This is a genomic window from Dyadobacter diqingensis (genome assembly GCF_024220585.1).
In the GTDB taxonomy this organism is placed as follows: Bacteria; Bacteroidota; Bacteroidia; order Cytophagales; family Spirosomataceae; genus Dyadobacter; species Dyadobacter diqingensis.
Genome location: NZ_JAMXKF010000020.1, coordinates 1 through 17,363, shown reverse-complemented (window position 1 = coordinate 17,363; position 17,363 = coordinate 1). Strand labels below are relative to the sequence as shown.

The window sequence follows — 17,363 nt, the reverse complement described above, 5'->3', positions numbered from 1 at the left end:
ATCAATCGGAGTGATACCTCCATCAGCCTCTCCAAACAGCTGGATATGGCAGTTCCTGCTTCTAAAATTGCTTCTTTGAGCTCTGGGGAGTTTGTAGGGATGGTGGCCGATAATCCCGATGAGAGAATAGATTTGAAAGCCTTTCATGCTGAGATTATCAATGATCATAAAGCGATTCAGATTGAACAGCAGAGCTACCTGCCCATACCTGTCATTCGCAAATTGGATGATGCAATGGTTAGCAGAAATTACACCGAAATACGACAGGAAATTCAAAGCATCGCGGAAAGCGAAATTGAACGAATTTTGCAAGATCCGCAACTAATGTACACCGTCATTCAAAAGGGTGTAGTAAGATAAATCCGTAACTGGTATAGGCACTTTAGTTAACCAATCAGTCCAGCAGGTATTAAAACAGATAAAGAGCGGTTCGGTGCGCGTCGGACCGCTCTTTATCTGTAATTGTCTTTTTGAAAATACCGATGAAGTAGTTAGGTAAAAAGAATCATTATTTAAGGTCTGAATTGCTGATAATATAAATTATGCCACGTATGATCAAATTGCCAGCGATGATATATAAGATATTTTGCCAAAAAGTAAAGTCTGCATTTGATATGTCAATAACTGATCCCTTGTTGTCAATAAAGAATGGGATCAGTATCATGGCAAATAAACAAATCTCTATCGCGTCCAGAATGATAACGGCAGATTTTGATTTAACCTCTACCTTTCCAAATGCAATGGCGATTGAAAGCGCAGAGAATGCAACAATACCAATGGCCAGAGGAGCAATATGAATATCGAAACCAAACACACTATAGGCGTAAGAGATGTTTGACGCGCAATGACATCCTACTGCACTAAGGTTCAGTAATCCTCGTAAGTTCTGAATCTGTTTCATAAGAGTTTTGGGTTAGGAATGTTAACTAATAACCGTATGCATGCATACAATATTAGGACTAATTTAAATAATTGTCAAGTGGTAATTTAAATTAATTTACTGATAATCAATTAATTAGCAATTTATTTAATTTGCTATCTTTAGCAATTGAAATAAGTAGAAACGCAATTTATTTCGCTTTCGATTTTAGCAATTGCTGATAGTTGTTAAGTTCTTATTGAAATTGTCTTTACCCTCCAACCTTCAATCTATGGATTTTGAACTTCTACCACCCAATGTACTTTCTGAGGCATTAAAAACGTTTTTTGGTATTCTAAAAAAAGAAAAAGGGAATAAAGCGATAATAGAATTAGCGGATAAAATGGGGATGGATTATACTCGTTTAACCCGAGCCGCCAATTTTAAAAAGAATCCCGGACAAAAATTCTTGAAGCACTCTCGGGCTCAATTGCTCGAATCAGCAATTACTGCAAGTGGGACAGAAATCTTGCCCGATTATAGCGAAAAGGGGCAAAAAATATTTTTTCTTCGAAACGGAAAAAAAATAAATATTGATGAGGAACCTGATCCTATAGAGGTCAAAATCAATGATGTAGAGCAGATTTATAAAATATATTACTGGAGGGGCGGAGAGCTGAAAATCGGCGTCGGTTTGATGCTGGTTAAATTTAAACAAAACATTTGGTCAGAGGTTACGCTTCTAATCGAAAATCACCATGCTGAACACGAAACCACCGACGCCCCTTATATTTTAAGCAGTGTTAACACGATAAGCGAGATTTCCGGAAACATTTACATTGAATTTGTTGATACTACAAATTCCGACTTACGGCAATTAGCTATTTTTAGGACTCCCAAAACCATTCGGTTAAACAGGAAGATTATAGAAGGAGTTTTTGCAACCCTGACAAGAAATCCCTACAAACCAATTGCTGGGGTAATGCTCCTGGTCGCACTTAACGACAAGGAAGAGATCAAATTCAAGTACCACAGAAATAATGACGATGACAAAAAGGTTGAAAATAGTCTTCAATACATCGACAATTTACATGAAATCCCCCCTGTAATACAGGACTTTTTGTACCGAAAACGGTTGGATACGATAAAGGACGATTTAATCTCTTTTAAAGCGCTACCAAACTACAGTGCGTACTCGAATTTGAAAGGTTATCAGGGTGTGTACATCGGCCACTTTGTGCGTTCCCGGGTCGGCGTATTAGAAGTATTTCTTCTTGAGTTGTATGAAAATTGCGAGGCGGTAATTTACTTTCCCGGCAAAGACCCCGGAACTATCCGGGACAATCCTCAGGGAAGATTTAAATGGATTACCAACCCTGCGATTCTTATGACTGCGAGCTTTCACTATGACTCGATTGAAGATCATTGGAGATTTAGATTCATTTTGGATCCTGAACGCGATAATCATTCCTTCCTCTATGGAGTTTTCGCAGGAAATGAAAAAACTATAAATTGGCCCCTTTCGGGAAGAGTAAGGTTGAGCCTGATCGACAGCGGTAAAAACCTTGAAGCTAACGATGCGCCTGAGGCCAATGTTACGCTTTGGGATATGGAAGGGCGCGCCCAGGCAGGCCTGAGCTCTAACGGAAAAAGAATCAAAGATATTGATAAGTATGTAAGCCTACTCAGATCAGTGCCCTTATATTCAGAAGACTATTGGAGTCTTCTAGAGGAGGATGGAAATTTGCGAGATTTTTTATCAGGCCACATAAAACCCACGTACACCAACCAAATCAAAACCAGAAAAGAGAATTTTCATTTGCCGGAAGATAGTAGATTTAAGGAAAATGATTACAATAATTTTAATTTCGCGGGTGATTACGAAGTCTATACCTTATATAGAAAGACAATTGCTGGTGTTCAAACTTATTTTATTTACAAGCAGCCTATCCGAATTTTTCCCGACAGAAAAATTCAGATTAAAGTTAGCGACAATCAGATTATTCACGGGGATGTTACTTACGTAAATCCTATTTTGAAAATTAATTTTGAACAGCAGGTAACGTCTTATACACACCTTCTGTTAACTGTCAATCAATTCAAATACCAGGAAATTGATCACGTTTTTGGCGTGCTAAGTGGCGTACATGTTTGGACTAATCGTTCAGAGGCAACGATTGCCGTAATGTTAGGGCCCAACTCACTGGCAGAGAGAAAACAGATAAGGGATTTGAACTTTGAAAAAAACTCATTTACCCAGATAGAGGTAGGATCAAAAGAGTTTTATGAGCTGGATTCGGGTGACCCGGCTAAATTGGCCACATTTATATCAGGGCACAATAACCGTTACATATCGCCACCCGCCAAGCCAAATGAACCAATGATGAGCCGTTTGTCAAAGTACAGGCTGCCTTATTTTAAGTCGGCTTGCTATTCGGGTAAACAATATAACGAAATGGTCGACTCTCTTGATTTGAGCAACGTCAAAAACAAGAACAAAATCGACCGAAAAAAGAAGGAATGTCTAAACGAAATCAAGGAAGCATTCATTCACGGTTTTTGTGACCCCCGACCTAAAACTTTGGATGATTTTGTTGACCCTTCTAATCCAAGATCGGACGCAAATTTACTGGTTAATGAGCTTTTAGAAAGTGGAACATTAAGAGCTCTGGTAACTGATGTCTTGGAGTTGTGTGGAAAGTGGAATCGGAAGGAAGTAGTGAGACTATACGATAAGAAACATCAAGGCTTGAAGAAATCTTCGAACCTGGATATTTCTTCGGAATTTTAAATGCAAGTGGAATTAGAACTTCGAAGTAAAAACTGTAACCAATCCGACAAATGTTAAACGACGACGTTTTTATATAGGAAAAAGGATTGTGAAGTGGGGTAATTGAGTAAGTCAGGAACCCTATTACAGAGTAATTCGACTCAAACCCGTTAATTTCTATTATTTTCTTTTTCTTTAAACGACCCGGTTTTCATGAGTCAGTAGTTATATAAGTGATCTATTTGTGGTCAATCGATTCCATTTCGAACATGACTGTGTCCGATGAGGCCTGGGCATACACTTCTGCTAATGCTGAAAACTTTGTTTCACAAGTAGCGTATGCACCTTTTAGGCGAAATACGTCCGAAAGTAATCTTATAAAGGCCCCTCCGTTCAAGTTTGCTATGTTCCGTAATTAGGATCGGGATGCTTCCGGGAAATGCCAGGAATTTGAACGGAAATACCATTGAGCATAAGTCCAGATATAATGGGTTGATAAAAGTGAGCCAATTTTTTCTTTTAGCAAGATTGGCGCAAATCGGGCATGTCATTATGAGTAAGGAAAGAAATCTAATGCCAGATGTTGGAGCGAATCCTCTTAAACACTATTTTAATTTGCAATTAAAATAGGATTCTTATAAGTGGACCTGCTTGGCGCTTTGGCAAAGGAGTAGGATGTTTCGGTCGCGATGCTATATCACTGGCGCAAAGGGTTTTTACGCAAAACAAAATGGTGACTTTCCTGGTAACGGATAAGTGATTTTGAGTGAATTAAAAAGGAAACGGTATGTCTACACATCTGCCAGTATTACAGATCTTTGTATTTGAACAATAAGAGCAAGGGTCTTGCAGAATATTAAAAAATTATTTTCAAAACCTACACTTTCAAAATAATGTTCCTACTTGGTTTATTGACCACGGGTTAGGAGTCTGAAATTTTGTTGGTTTTGCATAAGACAGATTTATCGAGAGTATGAAACCATTAAAAATGGTCTCTGAAATCTCTTGATTTACTCAAGAAATTTTTTATAAATGAAAATTTAACAGTTTAGATACAATACTAATGCTTTTTCTATTTTAGTTTGTAATTTCGCCCGTATTGATTAATTACAACCGACTACATTTTATAAAATGGCTTTAGACCAAGAGTTTGATGAGGAATCGAATAGCGAAGGGAATGAAATGAGCTTCATAGATCATCTTGAAGAACTTCGTTGGAATATTATTAGAGCAGTAAGTTCGACACTCGTATTTACAATTGTGGCTTACATTTATCGAGGAGAGATCTATCACAATGTAATCCTAGCACCAAAGAATTTAGACTTTTGGACATACAGAATGATGTGTAAGCTAGGGATGGCAGTGGGTGTTCAAGATTTATGTGTTCAAAAAATTGATTTTCAATTGCAAGCGTTAGGTGTGGGGGAACAGTTTTCAATGGCTTTGACTTCTTCTGTTATTATTGGTTTAATTTTTGCTTTCCCGTATGCCTTTTGGGAAATTTGGCGCTTTATCAAACCTGGTCTTAGAGCTTACGAAAGAAAAGCTGCGCGTGGAGCGGTTTTCTTTGTAACAACATTATTTTTTCTAGGTGTTTTATTTGGTTATTATATCGTGACGCCTCTTACTCTGACCTTTTTGGCTAATTTCAAATTGGACGAATCGATCATAAATCAATTTAGTATTAACTCCTATATTAGTACTGTATCTACATTGACATTGGCTTGTGGGGTAGCATTTCAATTACCAATTGTAATCTTTGTTTTATCTAGGATAGGAATACTCACTCCAAAATTCATGAGGGAGTATCGTCGTCATGCATTTATTGTTATTCTCATAGTTGCAGCGGTGATTACACCTTCACCAGATATTTATAGTCAAATAATTGTGGCCATGCCACTGTTGATTTTGTATGAGATAAGTATTTTGGTTTCAGCCAAGGTTGTAAGAGCCAAGCTGCGTGAAGAAAAAGCTATTAAACCAGTTGGATAAAATTGACAAAGTGCTGGAAACGGAAGTTAGTATGAAATAGGATGATTTTTTGTAATCTGGATGAATCTGAAGCTATCAATCGGGTGCTCAATTGCGGTTTATATTCATCCAGATGAACCGAAAATAGGGTTATTTGAGGCGCAGGACAAGTAACCTTATCAATTAAAAGGCTGTACCAATCATTTAGAGATTGGATGGGTTAATTGTTACGGTAGTTGATAAAATCCAGGTGTGACGTGCGGCAAAGTGATACTCGACTGTTATTAGCTATGAAAGATGATAATGCCACTTTACCCGTTCGCAACGGTTCAGAATGCCTTATATATGTAACTGTAAATGTTTATAGCATTGCGACTATTTATGTACTCTGCTTCAATCGAAATTCAGTGCTGGGGCGTATTGGCGGAAGTTTTACCCACCTTTTGGAGATTGTAAAATGAACTCTGTCTAAAAGTTTTAACTTTAAGACAGAACATGGGAAAGACAGAGTTCGAACAGATGTGCGAGAAAGGGCTCGAACAGATGATGAAAGGACAATCGTTAAGTGGTAAAGATGGAGCTTTTGCACCCTTACTCCAACAATTTTTGAAAAGCGGTCTGGATTCAGAAATGAATACTCATCTCAATGAGCAGAAATCAGGTAACAAGCGAAGGGGAAAAGGGAGCAAGCGTTTTAAAGATGATGTCGGGCGAAGGTGTTATCACTACACCAAAGGATCGAAAACGTACTTTTTTTCGCAAATTGTCGAGAAGCGAGAAGCCGTTCTGGTTGATAATTTGGCCCGTCAAATTATCAGACCTTATAGCAAGGGGATGAATTTTAGGGATATTTCCGATCACATACAGCAGATGTATGACGTGGGAATATCTCATGCTACACTCTCAGGAACCACCGAACGCGTCATTCCGCAGGTCAAAGAATGTCAGAGTAGGCCATTAGAGAGCCTTTACACAATTGTGTGGCTGGACGCAATGCACCGCCGGGAGACCCCGGAGATTCGAAATTTACTTAAATATGTGGCCTCTAAGGATCAAAAAACTTTCGGGCAGGACTTAAAAAACGTCCATCAGGCACCTAAGAAAGATAAAGCGGAATTAGAGCTGGATAGGCTTAACGATAAATGGAGGTACTAAGTATCCGGTCGGGATCAAATCCTGGCAGAATATTTGGCACAAATTATCGAACTATTTTGCTTATGATGAGCAAATAAGAAGGCTAATTTATACCGCTAATGCGGTCGAACCGGGTCGCAGGAGCGGATTTTCATCGACAAGTACGAAAAACCACTAAGAAGAAGGGAGCTTTTCCTAGTGATGGGGCTATGCTGAAATTGATATACCTAGACCTAGCGGTTGAGAACATTAGCCCAAAATGGACCTCCCCCTTGCAAAATTGGGTACTTACCGCCCAACAATTGTATATCAAATTTGGCGATAGAATGCGGATGGACCTTTAATTTAGCTTCCCAATATGAGCAGCAAAAATAGCCTGCTATTGAATTTATCAAGGGTATATAAACGGCCCCGTGCCTCAGCCGCTCTTGACAAACCCAATAACAAACTGAAAAGCATTTGAAATCGAAAAGAAAAATTAAATCAACTTAGATGGCTAGACAGAGTTCAGAGTACCCTCCGACCTTTTATGCCGTAAATTGAATTTAAATAAATGCTCGACCTTGAGTGCGATTATGTTTCGTTATCTTTTTGATTCTCGTGATCGTTTAAGAGGCTTTTAATATATATCTGAGGCAATTCGATTGGATTAAATACTTTACATATACTGTCTCAGGACTAGATTGGAACAATACTGTTCTAATTAATATTGAGAAGTCCCCCTTCTGTTAATTCAAGACCAAGACTCAAAATGGTTTGATGAATAGCTTTCTTTTACAATAATTTACCAGACCTCTTTTTGACTTTTTATTATAAGGTAATTTTCTAATAGGAAAAAGATTTAAATTGCGCCTCAGAGATACTTAGATGAAAGTAATTGTACTATGTAAGAATTGAAATATACCTAAATAAAGTATTCTAAGTATCTCTTTTTTATTTTTTTCGTTCTTGCGGTGGGTAGTATATGGAGGTATGTTTTTATATTTTCCATACGGTTAGATTTGTAAGAATATACGTGATGTTGCTTATTTGATTATCTAAGTGTAGATGAGGTAATTGAGAATATTATTCAGAAATATTCCATATTAGTGCATTTTTTACGATTTATTTAAAAAAAAAATGACTTTATTAATTTAAATACCTAATTTTTCGTCGTGTTCATCTGGTTACTAAAGTGATATGAGATTTTGAGTATCTTCATGTTACGACTTGTAAGCGAGGTGGCTTTTATGACGACGAGCCTAAAATGAGTCGAAATATTCAATGTCTTCAACGCTATGGAGACAAGAAGCGCTCTGCGGTGTATTTTAAGAATATTTACTGTGAATATGATGATCGACAGAACTGAGGAAAATTACGCTGAAAAATATGGTCAGAGAAGAATCGAAAATGCTCTGGAAGGAAAAGGAAAATTTATGGAGAAAAGAATTCCTATAACCATCCTTAGTGGCTTTTTAGGTGCAGGTAAAACTACTTTGCTAAATCATGTGCTTCATAACTTAGAAGGTTTGAAAGTTGCAGTGATAGTAAATGATATGAGCGAAGTAAACATTGATGCCAAGTTTATTCTAGATAAAGAGACTCTTGGGGGAGATGAAGGTGATCTTGTAGAATTAACTAACGGTTGTATTTGTTGCACTTTGAGAGAAGATCTGCTTATTGAGGTCGATAAGTTAGCAAAGCTTAGAAAGTTTGACTATCTGTTAATTGAGAGTTCTGGAATTAGTGAACCTCTCCCGATTGTCCAAGCTTTTTCCTATAAAAACCTGGAAAGAGGGATTGATTTGACAGAAGCTGTTCATGTTGATACACTTGTTACTGTAATTGATTGTTTGAACTTCCTATCTAATTACGATAATAAGGAAGTCTACAATGATAATCGAGGTACCATAAGTGTTAGAAGCTTATCCCGGTTACTTTTTGATCAGATTCGGTTCGCAAACGTTATAATACTCAATAAAGCTGACCTGGTTACAGTTAGTCAGTTGGAGGAAATTAAGACAATAATTAATAAGTGGAATAATCGCTCGACATTAATTCAGTCTGAGTTCGGAGTAATTGGTCTGGATAACATCATTAATACGAGATCTTTCAACTTTGATACTATGAGTCAGATGCCTGAATGGATTGAAGAATTAGCGAAGGAAGAGCACACGCCAGAGACTGATGAATACGGAATAAGTAGTATGGCATTCAGAAGTCGAACCGCTTTCCATCCTGATAGATTCTGGAGTTATCTGCGAGCGGATTCCCATTCTAACATTTTGAGAAGTAAAGGCATTTATTGGCTTGCATCAAGGCCAAACCAGACATTAATATGGAATCAGTCCGGAAGACTGGTAAATACATACATTTCGGGAGAATGGAAAGTAGCTTTACCCATTGAATTACCGGGAAAAGGTAAAGTAGCAACATCCAATTTATTTGGGGATCGAATTAATGAATTTGTTATTATTGGTTTAAACTTAGATAAAGAGAAAATTAGAAATGATTTGGAGTTATGTTTATGTAGCGAGGCAGAAATTAAAGACATGTTCAGTGGTGTGAAGTTTGAGGACAGCTTTCCTTTACCCGAATGAATATTTAAACTTAACTAACGTATATTGATTAGGGGTTGTTCTATGGAGCTCAATTTAAATTTATAATTAGTTATGCTAATCAAAGACTATTTTTTTTCTCGTCACAGACGATATGGAGACATCAGATGCAAGAGCGACCTTGATATGATCCTCGATTGAAAAGGTGCTAAAAAACCATTTTTTATCTTCGAGGGTAAGATAGCCATTATCATTATTATTTTCATCTAAGAGATGTATTACATTGATACCTCTTCCATCGGCTTTAATGATACTTTCTTTTATTGTCCATAAAGTGTATAGTTTTTCGATTGGAGATGCTGCGGATAATATGTTTTGAAATTCGTTTTTTGAGAATGCTTGCTGAAAATCGAATATGTTAATGTCTGTCTTTATATATTCTATGTCAATACCGACTATGGACTTTGGATCGATTACACATGCCACATAATTGTTAGAATGGGATATGTTAAAATTTAAATTTTTATTGAATGATGGTTTTCCATGAATATCAATTTTATAATCAAGAAGACTTGTGTCGGTTATTTTTAATAGATCTAAACCTCTCTGTAACAGTAGTTTCCCAAATAGATAGGTATGTCTATCCTGCCATCGCTTAAAGAGTAGTGACTTTTGACGGCACCATTCTGGAACCTGTTTTAAATATGAGTCAAATTTGTCTTTTTCAAATGGTTTGTCAAAACAACTGTAAAGTAAGATCATATTTGATTTCTGTGATGGTTTTTTAGATAGATAGCTAATTCATTTTATTGATTGCGAGTCTCTACCAAGGTTTGCAATTTACACCGTTAAAATTATTGTTATGCATTTGATTGAAGACAATTATTGTGACTGGCCAGGATGGAATTTGAAGAACAATAAATTTGGCGATGAATTTGATAAACCAGCGAGAATAAGAATGATAGAAGGCAGTAGAAAGCTGATTCCTTACATTTTAAAATATCAAAACAAGTTTTCTGGCTCACTTTGTGAAATCGGTCCATTTTTTAACCCGTTGCTGGCTCATTCTGAGGTGGAACGATTTATTTCTAATAGACTGAATATTACTTTTTTGGAAAATGATCGGAATGCTGTTGAGTTTTTGACAAATAAATTTATGTGTCAAGTTTTAGATGTAGACCTCAATGTGCTAACAAAAAATTATTTTTATGATAATCTGCCTTTTAGTTCGAAGTTGTTTGATGGTTTTGACGTAGTGATTATTTCGCAAGTACTAAATTATGTTAACTTCAGGGCTCTAATGGCAGTTGTTTTTGAGGTCTTAAAAAACGATGGGATTGTATTTATCAATAATTCTTTAAACTACGGTATTCCTCAATTGTTTTCTGAGAAAAGACCGAAGTCGGATATCGAATTGATAGACTTTGTAAAGGGACTTGGATTTATTATTATTGAAGAAGACTTACTTGATGCGGGATCTTGTAAGGAATTGAACAAGAGGCTGATACTTACCTTGGGTAAGAAAGTATTTGACGATAGAGCAGACTCGCATTATTAAGATTTTCGAAAGAATTAATTATAATGTTGAGGAAATATTGATTATTCAAAAAGTGGAAGGGCCATGGAAATTAACCAGACTAGTTCTCAATACGGAGAGATTGATCATTGTATTTGGGCATTGCTTGCAGAGATACACAAAAAATACAATTTAGAAATGGCCTCGTCCGTGTATCGGAGAGGGTTTGGTTTAATAAATCTTAATGATAAAAGGATAGAAGATATAAAGGAATTGAGTATCAAGCTCGAAAAAATTTCGGGATGGAAGCTAGCTGCTGTTGAGGGACTAATTTCAGAAAGATCCTTTTTCGGGCTCTTGACTAGAAAAATATACCCTATCACAATATACATCAGAAAGTTGGAAGAAATCGAGTTTAGTGAGCAACCTGATATTTTTCATGATATTTATGGACACGTGCCACTTTTGGCTAACCGAAAGTTCTGCGATTTTCTGTCAAACATAGCGCGCGTAGCCACGAGAAATATTGACAACGAGATTGCTATTTCTTATTTAGCGCGGTTGTACTGGTATACATTTGAAATGGGACTAATAAAAGAGGATGCCGTAGTAAAGCCATATGGTGGTGCTATTATAACCTCGAAGGCCGAGATAAATAGGGTTCAGGATAGTACAGTTACGAAGGAATTTCTGGATGTTGTCCAAGTTTTCAAAACGCCTTATGATCCCTATAAATTGCAGACCAAGTACTTTTATATTAATTCATTTGATGACTTGTTTGACTTAAATGAAAAACTAGAAGCCAATTTAAACGAATGCTTGAAGAATATCTGATTGTAGAATTGATACCGCTTAATTACTCTCATACATGTTAGAAAGACTCAAAAGGTTGTCTAAATTTATAGGTAACACACCATTGAAGGAGCTGGATACTCATAATATTGATTTGTTTGCTAAACTAGAATATACAAACTTTTCGGGAAGTTCGAAGGATAGAGCTGCTTATAGTATTTTGTACAATGCTATCGAAAACAACAATATTGATGAAGGTACAACGGTCATTGCATCAAGTTCGGGAAATTTAGCAATTTCACTGTCTTTTCTTTGTAAATATCTTCAGATAAAGTTTATTCCAGTCATCGATTTGAACGTAAATGCTGATAATGAGGGCTTATTGCGTTTAGTTTCATCGAGAGTTGTGAAGGTGGATGTAAAGGATGAATTGGGAGGATATTTGCTTAATAGAATAAAAACGGTTGAAAAGCTTTGCAGAGAAATTGATAATTCATTTTGCGCCGACCAATATGGAGATGAGAACAATTATAAGGGATATTTTAAATTAGCGGAAGAGGTCTATAATGTTTTTGGCGCGGAATTAGATTATGTTTTTGTTGCGGTAAGCTCAAGTGGGGCTATTACAGGGATATCTCGATATCTTAAAACAGTTGTACCGGAAGTTCAAATTATTGGGGTTGACGTTGAAGGTTCTGTGATATTTGGGAAGGAACCGGCTAGAAGACTAATCTCTGGCATTGGAGCAAGTAAGAGGCCCCCGATTATCGATAATGCCATTATTGACGACGTTATGTACATTTCTGAACCTGATATAATAAAGGGATGTAAGGCGTTGTTAGATGAGCAAGTGATTTTTGCCGGAGCGTCCTCAGGGGCAGTCTATCAGGCATCGCGAAAGTATTTTGAGAATAGATCTTTTTCACAAAAGCCAAAGGTACTATTAATCTTTCCTGATAGGGGGCATACATATTTAGATACAGTCTATAATGCCGGTTGGACTAGCCAAAACTTTAATTATTGATTAGAAAATATGCTGTACTTAAATTCTGCGGATATAGAGAAGTTGGGGATTTGCTGGGGAGATCTCATCGCGGTTATAAGAGAATCTGTTATTGCTTTGAGTAAATCTGAGTTTTCTCAACCTCTCAAACCTTATCTGCGTTTTGGTGATCCGAAAAACAGAATTATTGCGATGCCTGCTTATGTAGGTGGTAATATATCCTACGCAGGTATAAAGTGGATATCAAGTTATCCTGGAAATATAAACCGGAATGTTTCAAGGGCAAATTCTATTACTATTTTGAATGATGTAAATTCCGGTATCCCTATCGGAGTAATTAATGGCGCTTTGTTGAGTGCGATAAGGACTGCTGCGGTAACCGGGTTTGTTATAGATGAATTTATGAGGAAGAAGAAAACTGTAAATGGTCTAAATATAGGAATCATTGGATTTGGACCTATAGGACAGACTCATCTGGGCATGATCGAAGATTTGTTTGCAAACGATTTCGATACAATTTCGATTTACGACATTAGAGATTTAAATATAGATGACACCCATTTCAAGTATCCCGAAAAAATAAGCTTTGTGAATTCATGGGAAGAGTGTTTTCAGGGGAAAGATATTGTTTTGACATGCACAGTATCGGATAAACCTTATATCGATTGTATTCCTAAAAAGGGTTCGTTGCAACTTAATATTTCACTTAGAGATTATTTACCACAAGTCGCAAGGAATATCGATTTTTTCTTAGTGGATGATTGGGATGAAGTTTGCCGGGAAAATACTGATATTGAAAGAATGTATAAGGCAGAATTAATATCCAAGGCGGATACGACCAGTCTTTCTGAGCTCCTTTTAAATAACTCCTTTAAAAATCTAAAAAAGGATGATGTAATTATGTTTAATCCGATGGGAATGGCAGTTTTTGACATTGCGATAGCAAGCCATTTCTTTGAATTAGCTTTGAGTCAAAAAGTTGGAGTTTTGCTGCAAGATTAATGTTCTTTGATATATTATGGATAAAATAACACTTTTTTGCTTGCCATTTGGCGGAGGTAATAAGTTTTCATATCGCGCTTTTCAAAAATATTTTCCTCCTTTTATTAAAGTTATTAATTTGGAATATCCAGGTAGAGGTGGAAGGATCGGTGAGGCATGTCTAAAACAATCGGATTTGTTGGTCAATGACCTTTATGATTGCATAACGGACAAGATTGACTTGGGGAAATATGCTATATACGGGCACAGCTTAGGAGGCTTATTAGCATATTTATTAACCAGAAAGATTATTGAACAAAAGCGAAATCCGCCTTTGTACTTATTTGTAACTGGAACCTCTGGTCCTTCCGCGTTGTCAAGGGTTAATTCCCGAAAATTTTTACTTCCCAAAATTGATTTTATCAACGAAATAAACAACTATGGAGGGTCCTCTGTCGAAATTCTGGAAAATGCGGATTTGATGGATTATTTCGAGCCGATTTTAAGAGCAGACTTTCAGGTCAGTGAGACTTATGTTTATAAGAAGGAGCCGATTTTGGATATACCAATAACAGTAATTACAGGTTTAGGTGAAGATATGGAAGACAAGGATATTAAGTCTTGGCAAAGAGAAACTTCGTTAAGGGTCGAATTTTTGTCTATGCCTGGTAAGCATTTTTTTATATTTGAATATGCCAAAGATATTACCGAAATAATTGCAAAAAGATTATTAACCTTCACAAATACTAGTAATGTCAAATAAAGTTTTCCTTAAATCTAATGTTGTGTTTGAACCTCTTGTTGATAGGTGGTATGCTTGGAGTCATTTGATTTCTCCTGCAACAAGTGCGATGAACTTGGTAAACAGACATCTTTCTATAATGGATTCCTTTATAATGGATCCGTATATTCATGAGGAGGCTGTACAAAATCCAAAAATGAAAGGTGGTCCTTTTATGGACATCTCTCCGAGTTTAGTAAATCTTGTCATTGACTTAAAACAAAAGATAGAAGAAGATGGAAATGATGTGATTGCATTCGCGAAAGCGGTAAAGGAGTTGGATAAATTACTATTGTTGGAGGCAAAAGGATTTGGGCTCGAGTCGATTTACTTAAAGGTTCCAGAAATTTTGAAAGGATATGTAGAACTTTTTTATGACCGGAATAACAACGCTAGTTTTAGATTTTTTGAGTCGCTGTTGTATAAAAGTAAGTATTATAGTAAGAAATCACAAAGTATTGCTTTATGGATAACAGAAAACGATCATAGACCCTTTTGTTTAAGCACTCCACGCTTAGATGATTCCAAGGTGTTAAATTTAGATATTCCTTTTGATCATATTGGCATAGATGAGTTGGCAAAGATGAAAAGGGAAAGCAGAGAACTTGGTGAAATTAAGCAGATTTTGGGGATAAATAGGGAGCAAGAACCTCTTTTTGATTCTTTTTTTACAGAACATACAGCTCCTGCATATCAGAAATATAATGGAGATAAGGTTAGAATGAGATATTTTGGGCATGCTTGTATATTAATAGAGACCAGTGAGATAAGCATATTAGTTGATCCATTAATTAGCTATTACGGATATCACTCGGATTTGGAACACTTCTCTGACTTGGATTTGCCGGAATTTATTGACTTTGTCTTGATAACTCATAATCATCAGGACCATATTTTGTTTGAAACATTATTACCGTTACGACATAAAATTGGGACTATTGTTATCCCTGCGTCCAATAGCGGTAAATTGGAGGATCCGGACTTAAGGCTAATGTTCAATAATATTGGGTTTAATAATGTTATTGCTCTTAACGAATTGGAATCTATTCAATCGGATGGTATTGGAATTACTGGATTACCGTTTGTCGGAGAACATAGTGACCTTAATATTCTAACAAAGTCCTGCTACCTTGTCAAAGTTAAGAACTTTAAAATGTTATTTCTGGCTGACTCTAGAATTTTGGAGTCAGAACTTTACCGTCACATTCAAAGACATATTGGCGATGTCGATGTTATGTTTTTGGGGATGGAATGCGATGGCGCGCCGCTAAGTTGGCTTTATGGTCCACTAATGACCACGAGAATTTCTAGAGATCAGGATAATAGCCGTCGATTGTCTGGTTCTGATTGTGATAGAGGAATGGTGCTAGTTGATATTTTTAAACCTAAGGAAGTTTATGTGTATGCTATGGGACAGGAGCCGTGGGTTGAGTTCATTAGTAGTATAAAATATACGGATGCTTCTAATCCCATTGTTCAATCGAATAAGTTAATTAAACTGTGCCTTGAGAAACAAATAATTGCTGAACGGTTGTTCGGAGAAAAAGAACTTCTGTATGAGATCTAACTGAAAGTATGATGTAATAGTTGTAACGTTATTTTACTTTTTGTTATTATGATTAAAGGTCCTTTTCCCTTACATAATGCGCAATTGGATGTTTTTATAGATCAAATATTAGATATACGCAGTCCTCACTATAATATTGGAGGTTATAGTCATCTCGTAGGGCATTTGGATATTGATTTGTTTGATAATATTGTAACAGCAATTCCTCAAAGCTTTGACTCTTTCAAGATCAGGGTTGATTTTTCCGATCCCCATCCTGGCTATTATATAGACCTAGATTTTACTCGATGTTCATTAGTTAAAATGGACTTTAGTGAAAAAGAGTTCCCGTTGGATTACGCAAAGGAATGGATGAAAAATCAATTTAATATTCCATTCACTTTCGATATAAATAATCCCCTTTGTGAACAATTTTTAATTAAGATAGGTCAGTTTGAATTTATATATTTTTTTAAATATCATCACCTCATCACTGATGGGATTGGAATATCAATTACAAATGAATACATCGCCGATATGTATAAAGGCGTTTTTTCTAATGGGACTTTTGGTGGCTTTTATCCTTCTTATCATGATGAGGCGCAGAATTGGAGTACTGAATACCAAACTCAGAAATATCAAGATGGTTTGATTTTTTGGAGAAGCGAAATCAGGAAGTGGCCGCAAATAGATTTTTTAAGTGAGAAAAAAAACTTACTTAAATACCCGACTAATAAAACAGAGAGGTTTGCAGTCGAAATTGAGTCAGATCTTCGATTAGCCATTGAACATTTAAAATCAGATACTAAGTCTAGTTTGCAATGTATTACGATTGCTGCACTAACTATTTATTTCGGTAAAGTGTTAGGAAACACGGAATTTGTTTTCGGTACTTCTCTTCATCGACGCCGTTCTCCACTACAGCGAAGGATTGTTGGATTATTCTCTGGAAGTGTTCCGATTACTAGTGTATATGCTCCTAAGGAAAGGGTTACCGATTTGTTGAGAAGTATTAAGGTTAATCAAACCAGTGTTTTTCGCCGTCAAAATTTCAGCATCTCAGATTTAAATCAAGCATTTAGATCTAAATCATTTGGGGAGCATTTTTTCGATGTTGTTGTAAATTATGCTCATCTAGATTTTCATCATGATTTCGGTAATGACTTAAAATCGTCCACTTATGAATTAGTTAGCGAGGCTGGGAATATCCCATTAAGATTTTGGTGGTCTGATTACGGTGAACAGCAGTTATTAAGGTTAAGTGTTGATTATTCGCTTCGCTATTTTACTGGATATGAGATTTCGTTACTATCTGAAAGATTGTTGTATATCTTATCTCAATTCTCAGATAATTTCGATGGGCTCGCTTCGGATATTGATATAATTCTTCCGTCGGAGCGTGTTGAGCTTTTGTCCGGATTTAACGATACTTTTTTTTCTTATCCTTCTGAAAAGACGGTTGTAGATCTGTTT

The 17,363-nt window shown here is 36.3% G+C and carries 12 protein-coding genes and 2 pseudogenes; 12 read left to right on the top strand and 2 right to left on the bottom strand.

The features are described 5' to 3' along the window. A pseudogene (locus M1L62_RS29170) lies at positions 1–360 on the top strand (conjugal transfer protein TraG); the annotation flags it as partial. Positions 361–508: 148 nt separating this feature from the next. On the opposite strand, the gene M1L62_RS29165 reads toward M1L62_RS29170, so the two are convergent. After that, entirely contained in the window at positions 509–901 is a 393-nt protein-coding gene (locus tag M1L62_RS29165; RefSeq protein WP_254563176.1) for a hypothetical protein, read from the bottom strand. A gap of 250 nt (positions 902–1,151) precedes the next feature. Between M1L62_RS29165 and M1L62_RS29160 the strand changes: the two genes are divergently transcribed. From M1L62_RS29160 to M1L62_RS29145, 4 genes and pseudogenes are all read left to right on the top strand, one after another. After that, positions 1,152–3,650 (top strand): hypothetical protein, encoded by a 2,499-nt coding sequence (locus M1L62_RS29160; RefSeq protein ID WP_254563175.1) that lies wholly within the window; start codon positions 1,152–1,154, stop codon positions 3,648–3,650. A 1,110-nt stretch (positions 3,651–4,760) separates the two neighbouring features. Next, a complete protein-coding gene (tatC, locus tag M1L62_RS29155) occupies positions 4,761–5,621 on the top strand; it encodes a twin-arginine translocase subunit TatC (protein ID WP_254563174.1) in 861 nt (286 codons plus the stop codon). A 474-nt stretch (positions 5,622–6,095) separates the two neighbouring features. Beyond that, positions 6,096–7,078 (top strand): annotated as a pseudogene (locus tag M1L62_RS29150) (transposase). 933 nt (positions 7,079–8,011) lie between these two features. Then, positions 8,012–9,313, top strand: a complete 1,302-nt coding sequence (locus tag M1L62_RS29145) for a GTP-binding protein (protein ID WP_254563172.1) — start codon at positions 8,012–8,014, stop codon at positions 9,311–9,313. A 75-nt stretch (positions 9,314–9,388) separates the two neighbouring features. On the opposite strand, the gene M1L62_RS29140 is transcribed toward M1L62_RS29145, so the two are convergent. Next, on the bottom strand, positions 9,389–10,033 hold the full coding sequence (locus M1L62_RS29140; protein ID WP_254563171.1) for a 4'-phosphopantetheinyl transferase family protein: 645 nt from the start codon (positions 10,031–10,033) through the stop codon (positions 9,389–9,391). 100 nt (positions 10,034–10,133) lie between these two features. Between M1L62_RS29140 and M1L62_RS29135 the strand changes: the two genes are divergently transcribed. The 7 genes from M1L62_RS29135 to M1L62_RS29105 form a co-directional block, all read left to right on the top strand. Then, a complete protein-coding gene (locus tag M1L62_RS29135) occupies positions 10,134–10,829 on the top strand; it encodes a class I SAM-dependent methyltransferase (RefSeq protein WP_254563170.1) in 696 nt (231 codons plus the stop codon). A 63-nt stretch (positions 10,830–10,892) separates the two neighbouring features. Continuing rightward, a complete protein-coding gene (locus tag M1L62_RS29130; RefSeq protein ID WP_254563169.1) occupies positions 10,893–11,621 on the top strand; it encodes a hypothetical protein in 729 nt (242 codons plus the stop codon). Positions 11,622–11,655: 34 nt separating this feature from the next. Further along, positions 11,656–12,603 (top strand): pyridoxal-phosphate dependent enzyme, encoded by a 948-nt coding sequence (locus M1L62_RS29125; protein WP_254563168.1) that lies wholly within the window; start codon positions 11,656–11,658, stop codon positions 12,601–12,603. Between the two features lie 9 nt (positions 12,604–12,612). After that, entirely contained in the window at positions 12,613–13,584 is a 972-nt protein-coding gene (locus M1L62_RS29120) for a 2,3-diaminopropionate biosynthesis protein SbnB (RefSeq protein ID WP_254563167.1), read from the top strand. Between the two features lie 16 nt (positions 13,585–13,600). After that, entirely contained in the window at positions 13,601–14,326 is a 726-nt protein-coding gene (locus M1L62_RS29115; protein ID WP_254563166.1) for a thioesterase II family protein, read from the top strand. Next, positions 14,316–15,911 carry an MBL fold metallo-hydrolase gene (locus tag M1L62_RS29110; protein ID WP_254563165.1) on the top strand — a complete coding sequence of 532 codons (1,596 nt, stop codon included), beginning with the start codon at positions 14,316–14,318 and terminating at the stop codon, positions 15,909–15,911. The genes M1L62_RS29115 and M1L62_RS29110 overlap by 11 nt, the downstream gene beginning before the upstream one ends. A 48-nt stretch (positions 15,912–15,959) precedes the next feature. Next, positions 15,960–17,363 (top strand): condensation domain-containing protein (locus M1L62_RS29105; protein ID WP_254563164.1); only part of this gene is annotated, 1,404 nt, incomplete at its 3' end.

What these genes read in the sequence shown, in the direction of transcription:
- M1L62_RS29145 (WP_254563172.1), top strand. Translation starts at nt 8,012, where the DNA reads ATGGAGACAAGAAGCGCTCTGCGGTGTATTTTAAGAATATTTACTGTG.
- M1L62_RS29160 (WP_254563175.1), top strand. Translation starts at nt 1,152, where the DNA reads ATGGATTTTGAACTTCTACCACCCAATGTACTTTCTGAGGCATTAAAA.
- M1L62_RS29140 (WP_254563171.1), bottom strand. Translation starts at nt 10,033, where the DNA reads ATGATCTTACTTTACAGTTGTTTTGACAAACCATTTGAAAAAGACAAA.
- M1L62_RS29125 (WP_254563168.1), top strand. Translation starts at nt 11,656, where the DNA reads ATGTTAGAAAGACTCAAAAGGTTGTCTAAATTTATAGGTAACACACCA.
- M1L62_RS29110 (WP_254563165.1), top strand. Translation starts at nt 14,316, where the DNA reads ATGTCAAATAAAGTTTTCCTTAAATCTAATGTTGTGTTTGAACCTCTT.
- tatC (WP_254563174.1), top strand. Translation starts at nt 4,761, where the DNA reads ATGGCTTTAGACCAAGAGTTTGATGAGGAATCGAATAGCGAAGGGAAT.
- M1L62_RS29115 (WP_254563166.1), top strand. Translation starts at nt 13,601, where the DNA reads ATGGATAAAATAACACTTTTTTGCTTGCCATTTGGCGGAGGTAATAAG.
- M1L62_RS29120 (WP_254563167.1), top strand. Translation starts at nt 12,613, where the DNA reads ATGCTGTACTTAAATTCTGCGGATATAGAGAAGTTGGGGATTTGCTGG.
- M1L62_RS29130 (WP_254563169.1), top strand. Translation starts at nt 10,893, where the DNA reads ATGGAAATTAACCAGACTAGTTCTCAATACGGAGAGATTGATCATTGT.
- M1L62_RS29135 (WP_254563170.1), top strand. Translation starts at nt 10,134, where the DNA reads ATGCATTTGATTGAAGACAATTATTGTGACTGGCCAGGATGGAATTTG.
- M1L62_RS29165 (WP_254563176.1), bottom strand. Translation starts at nt 901, where the DNA reads ATGAAACAGATTCAGAACTTACGAGGATTACTGAACCTTAGTGCAGTA.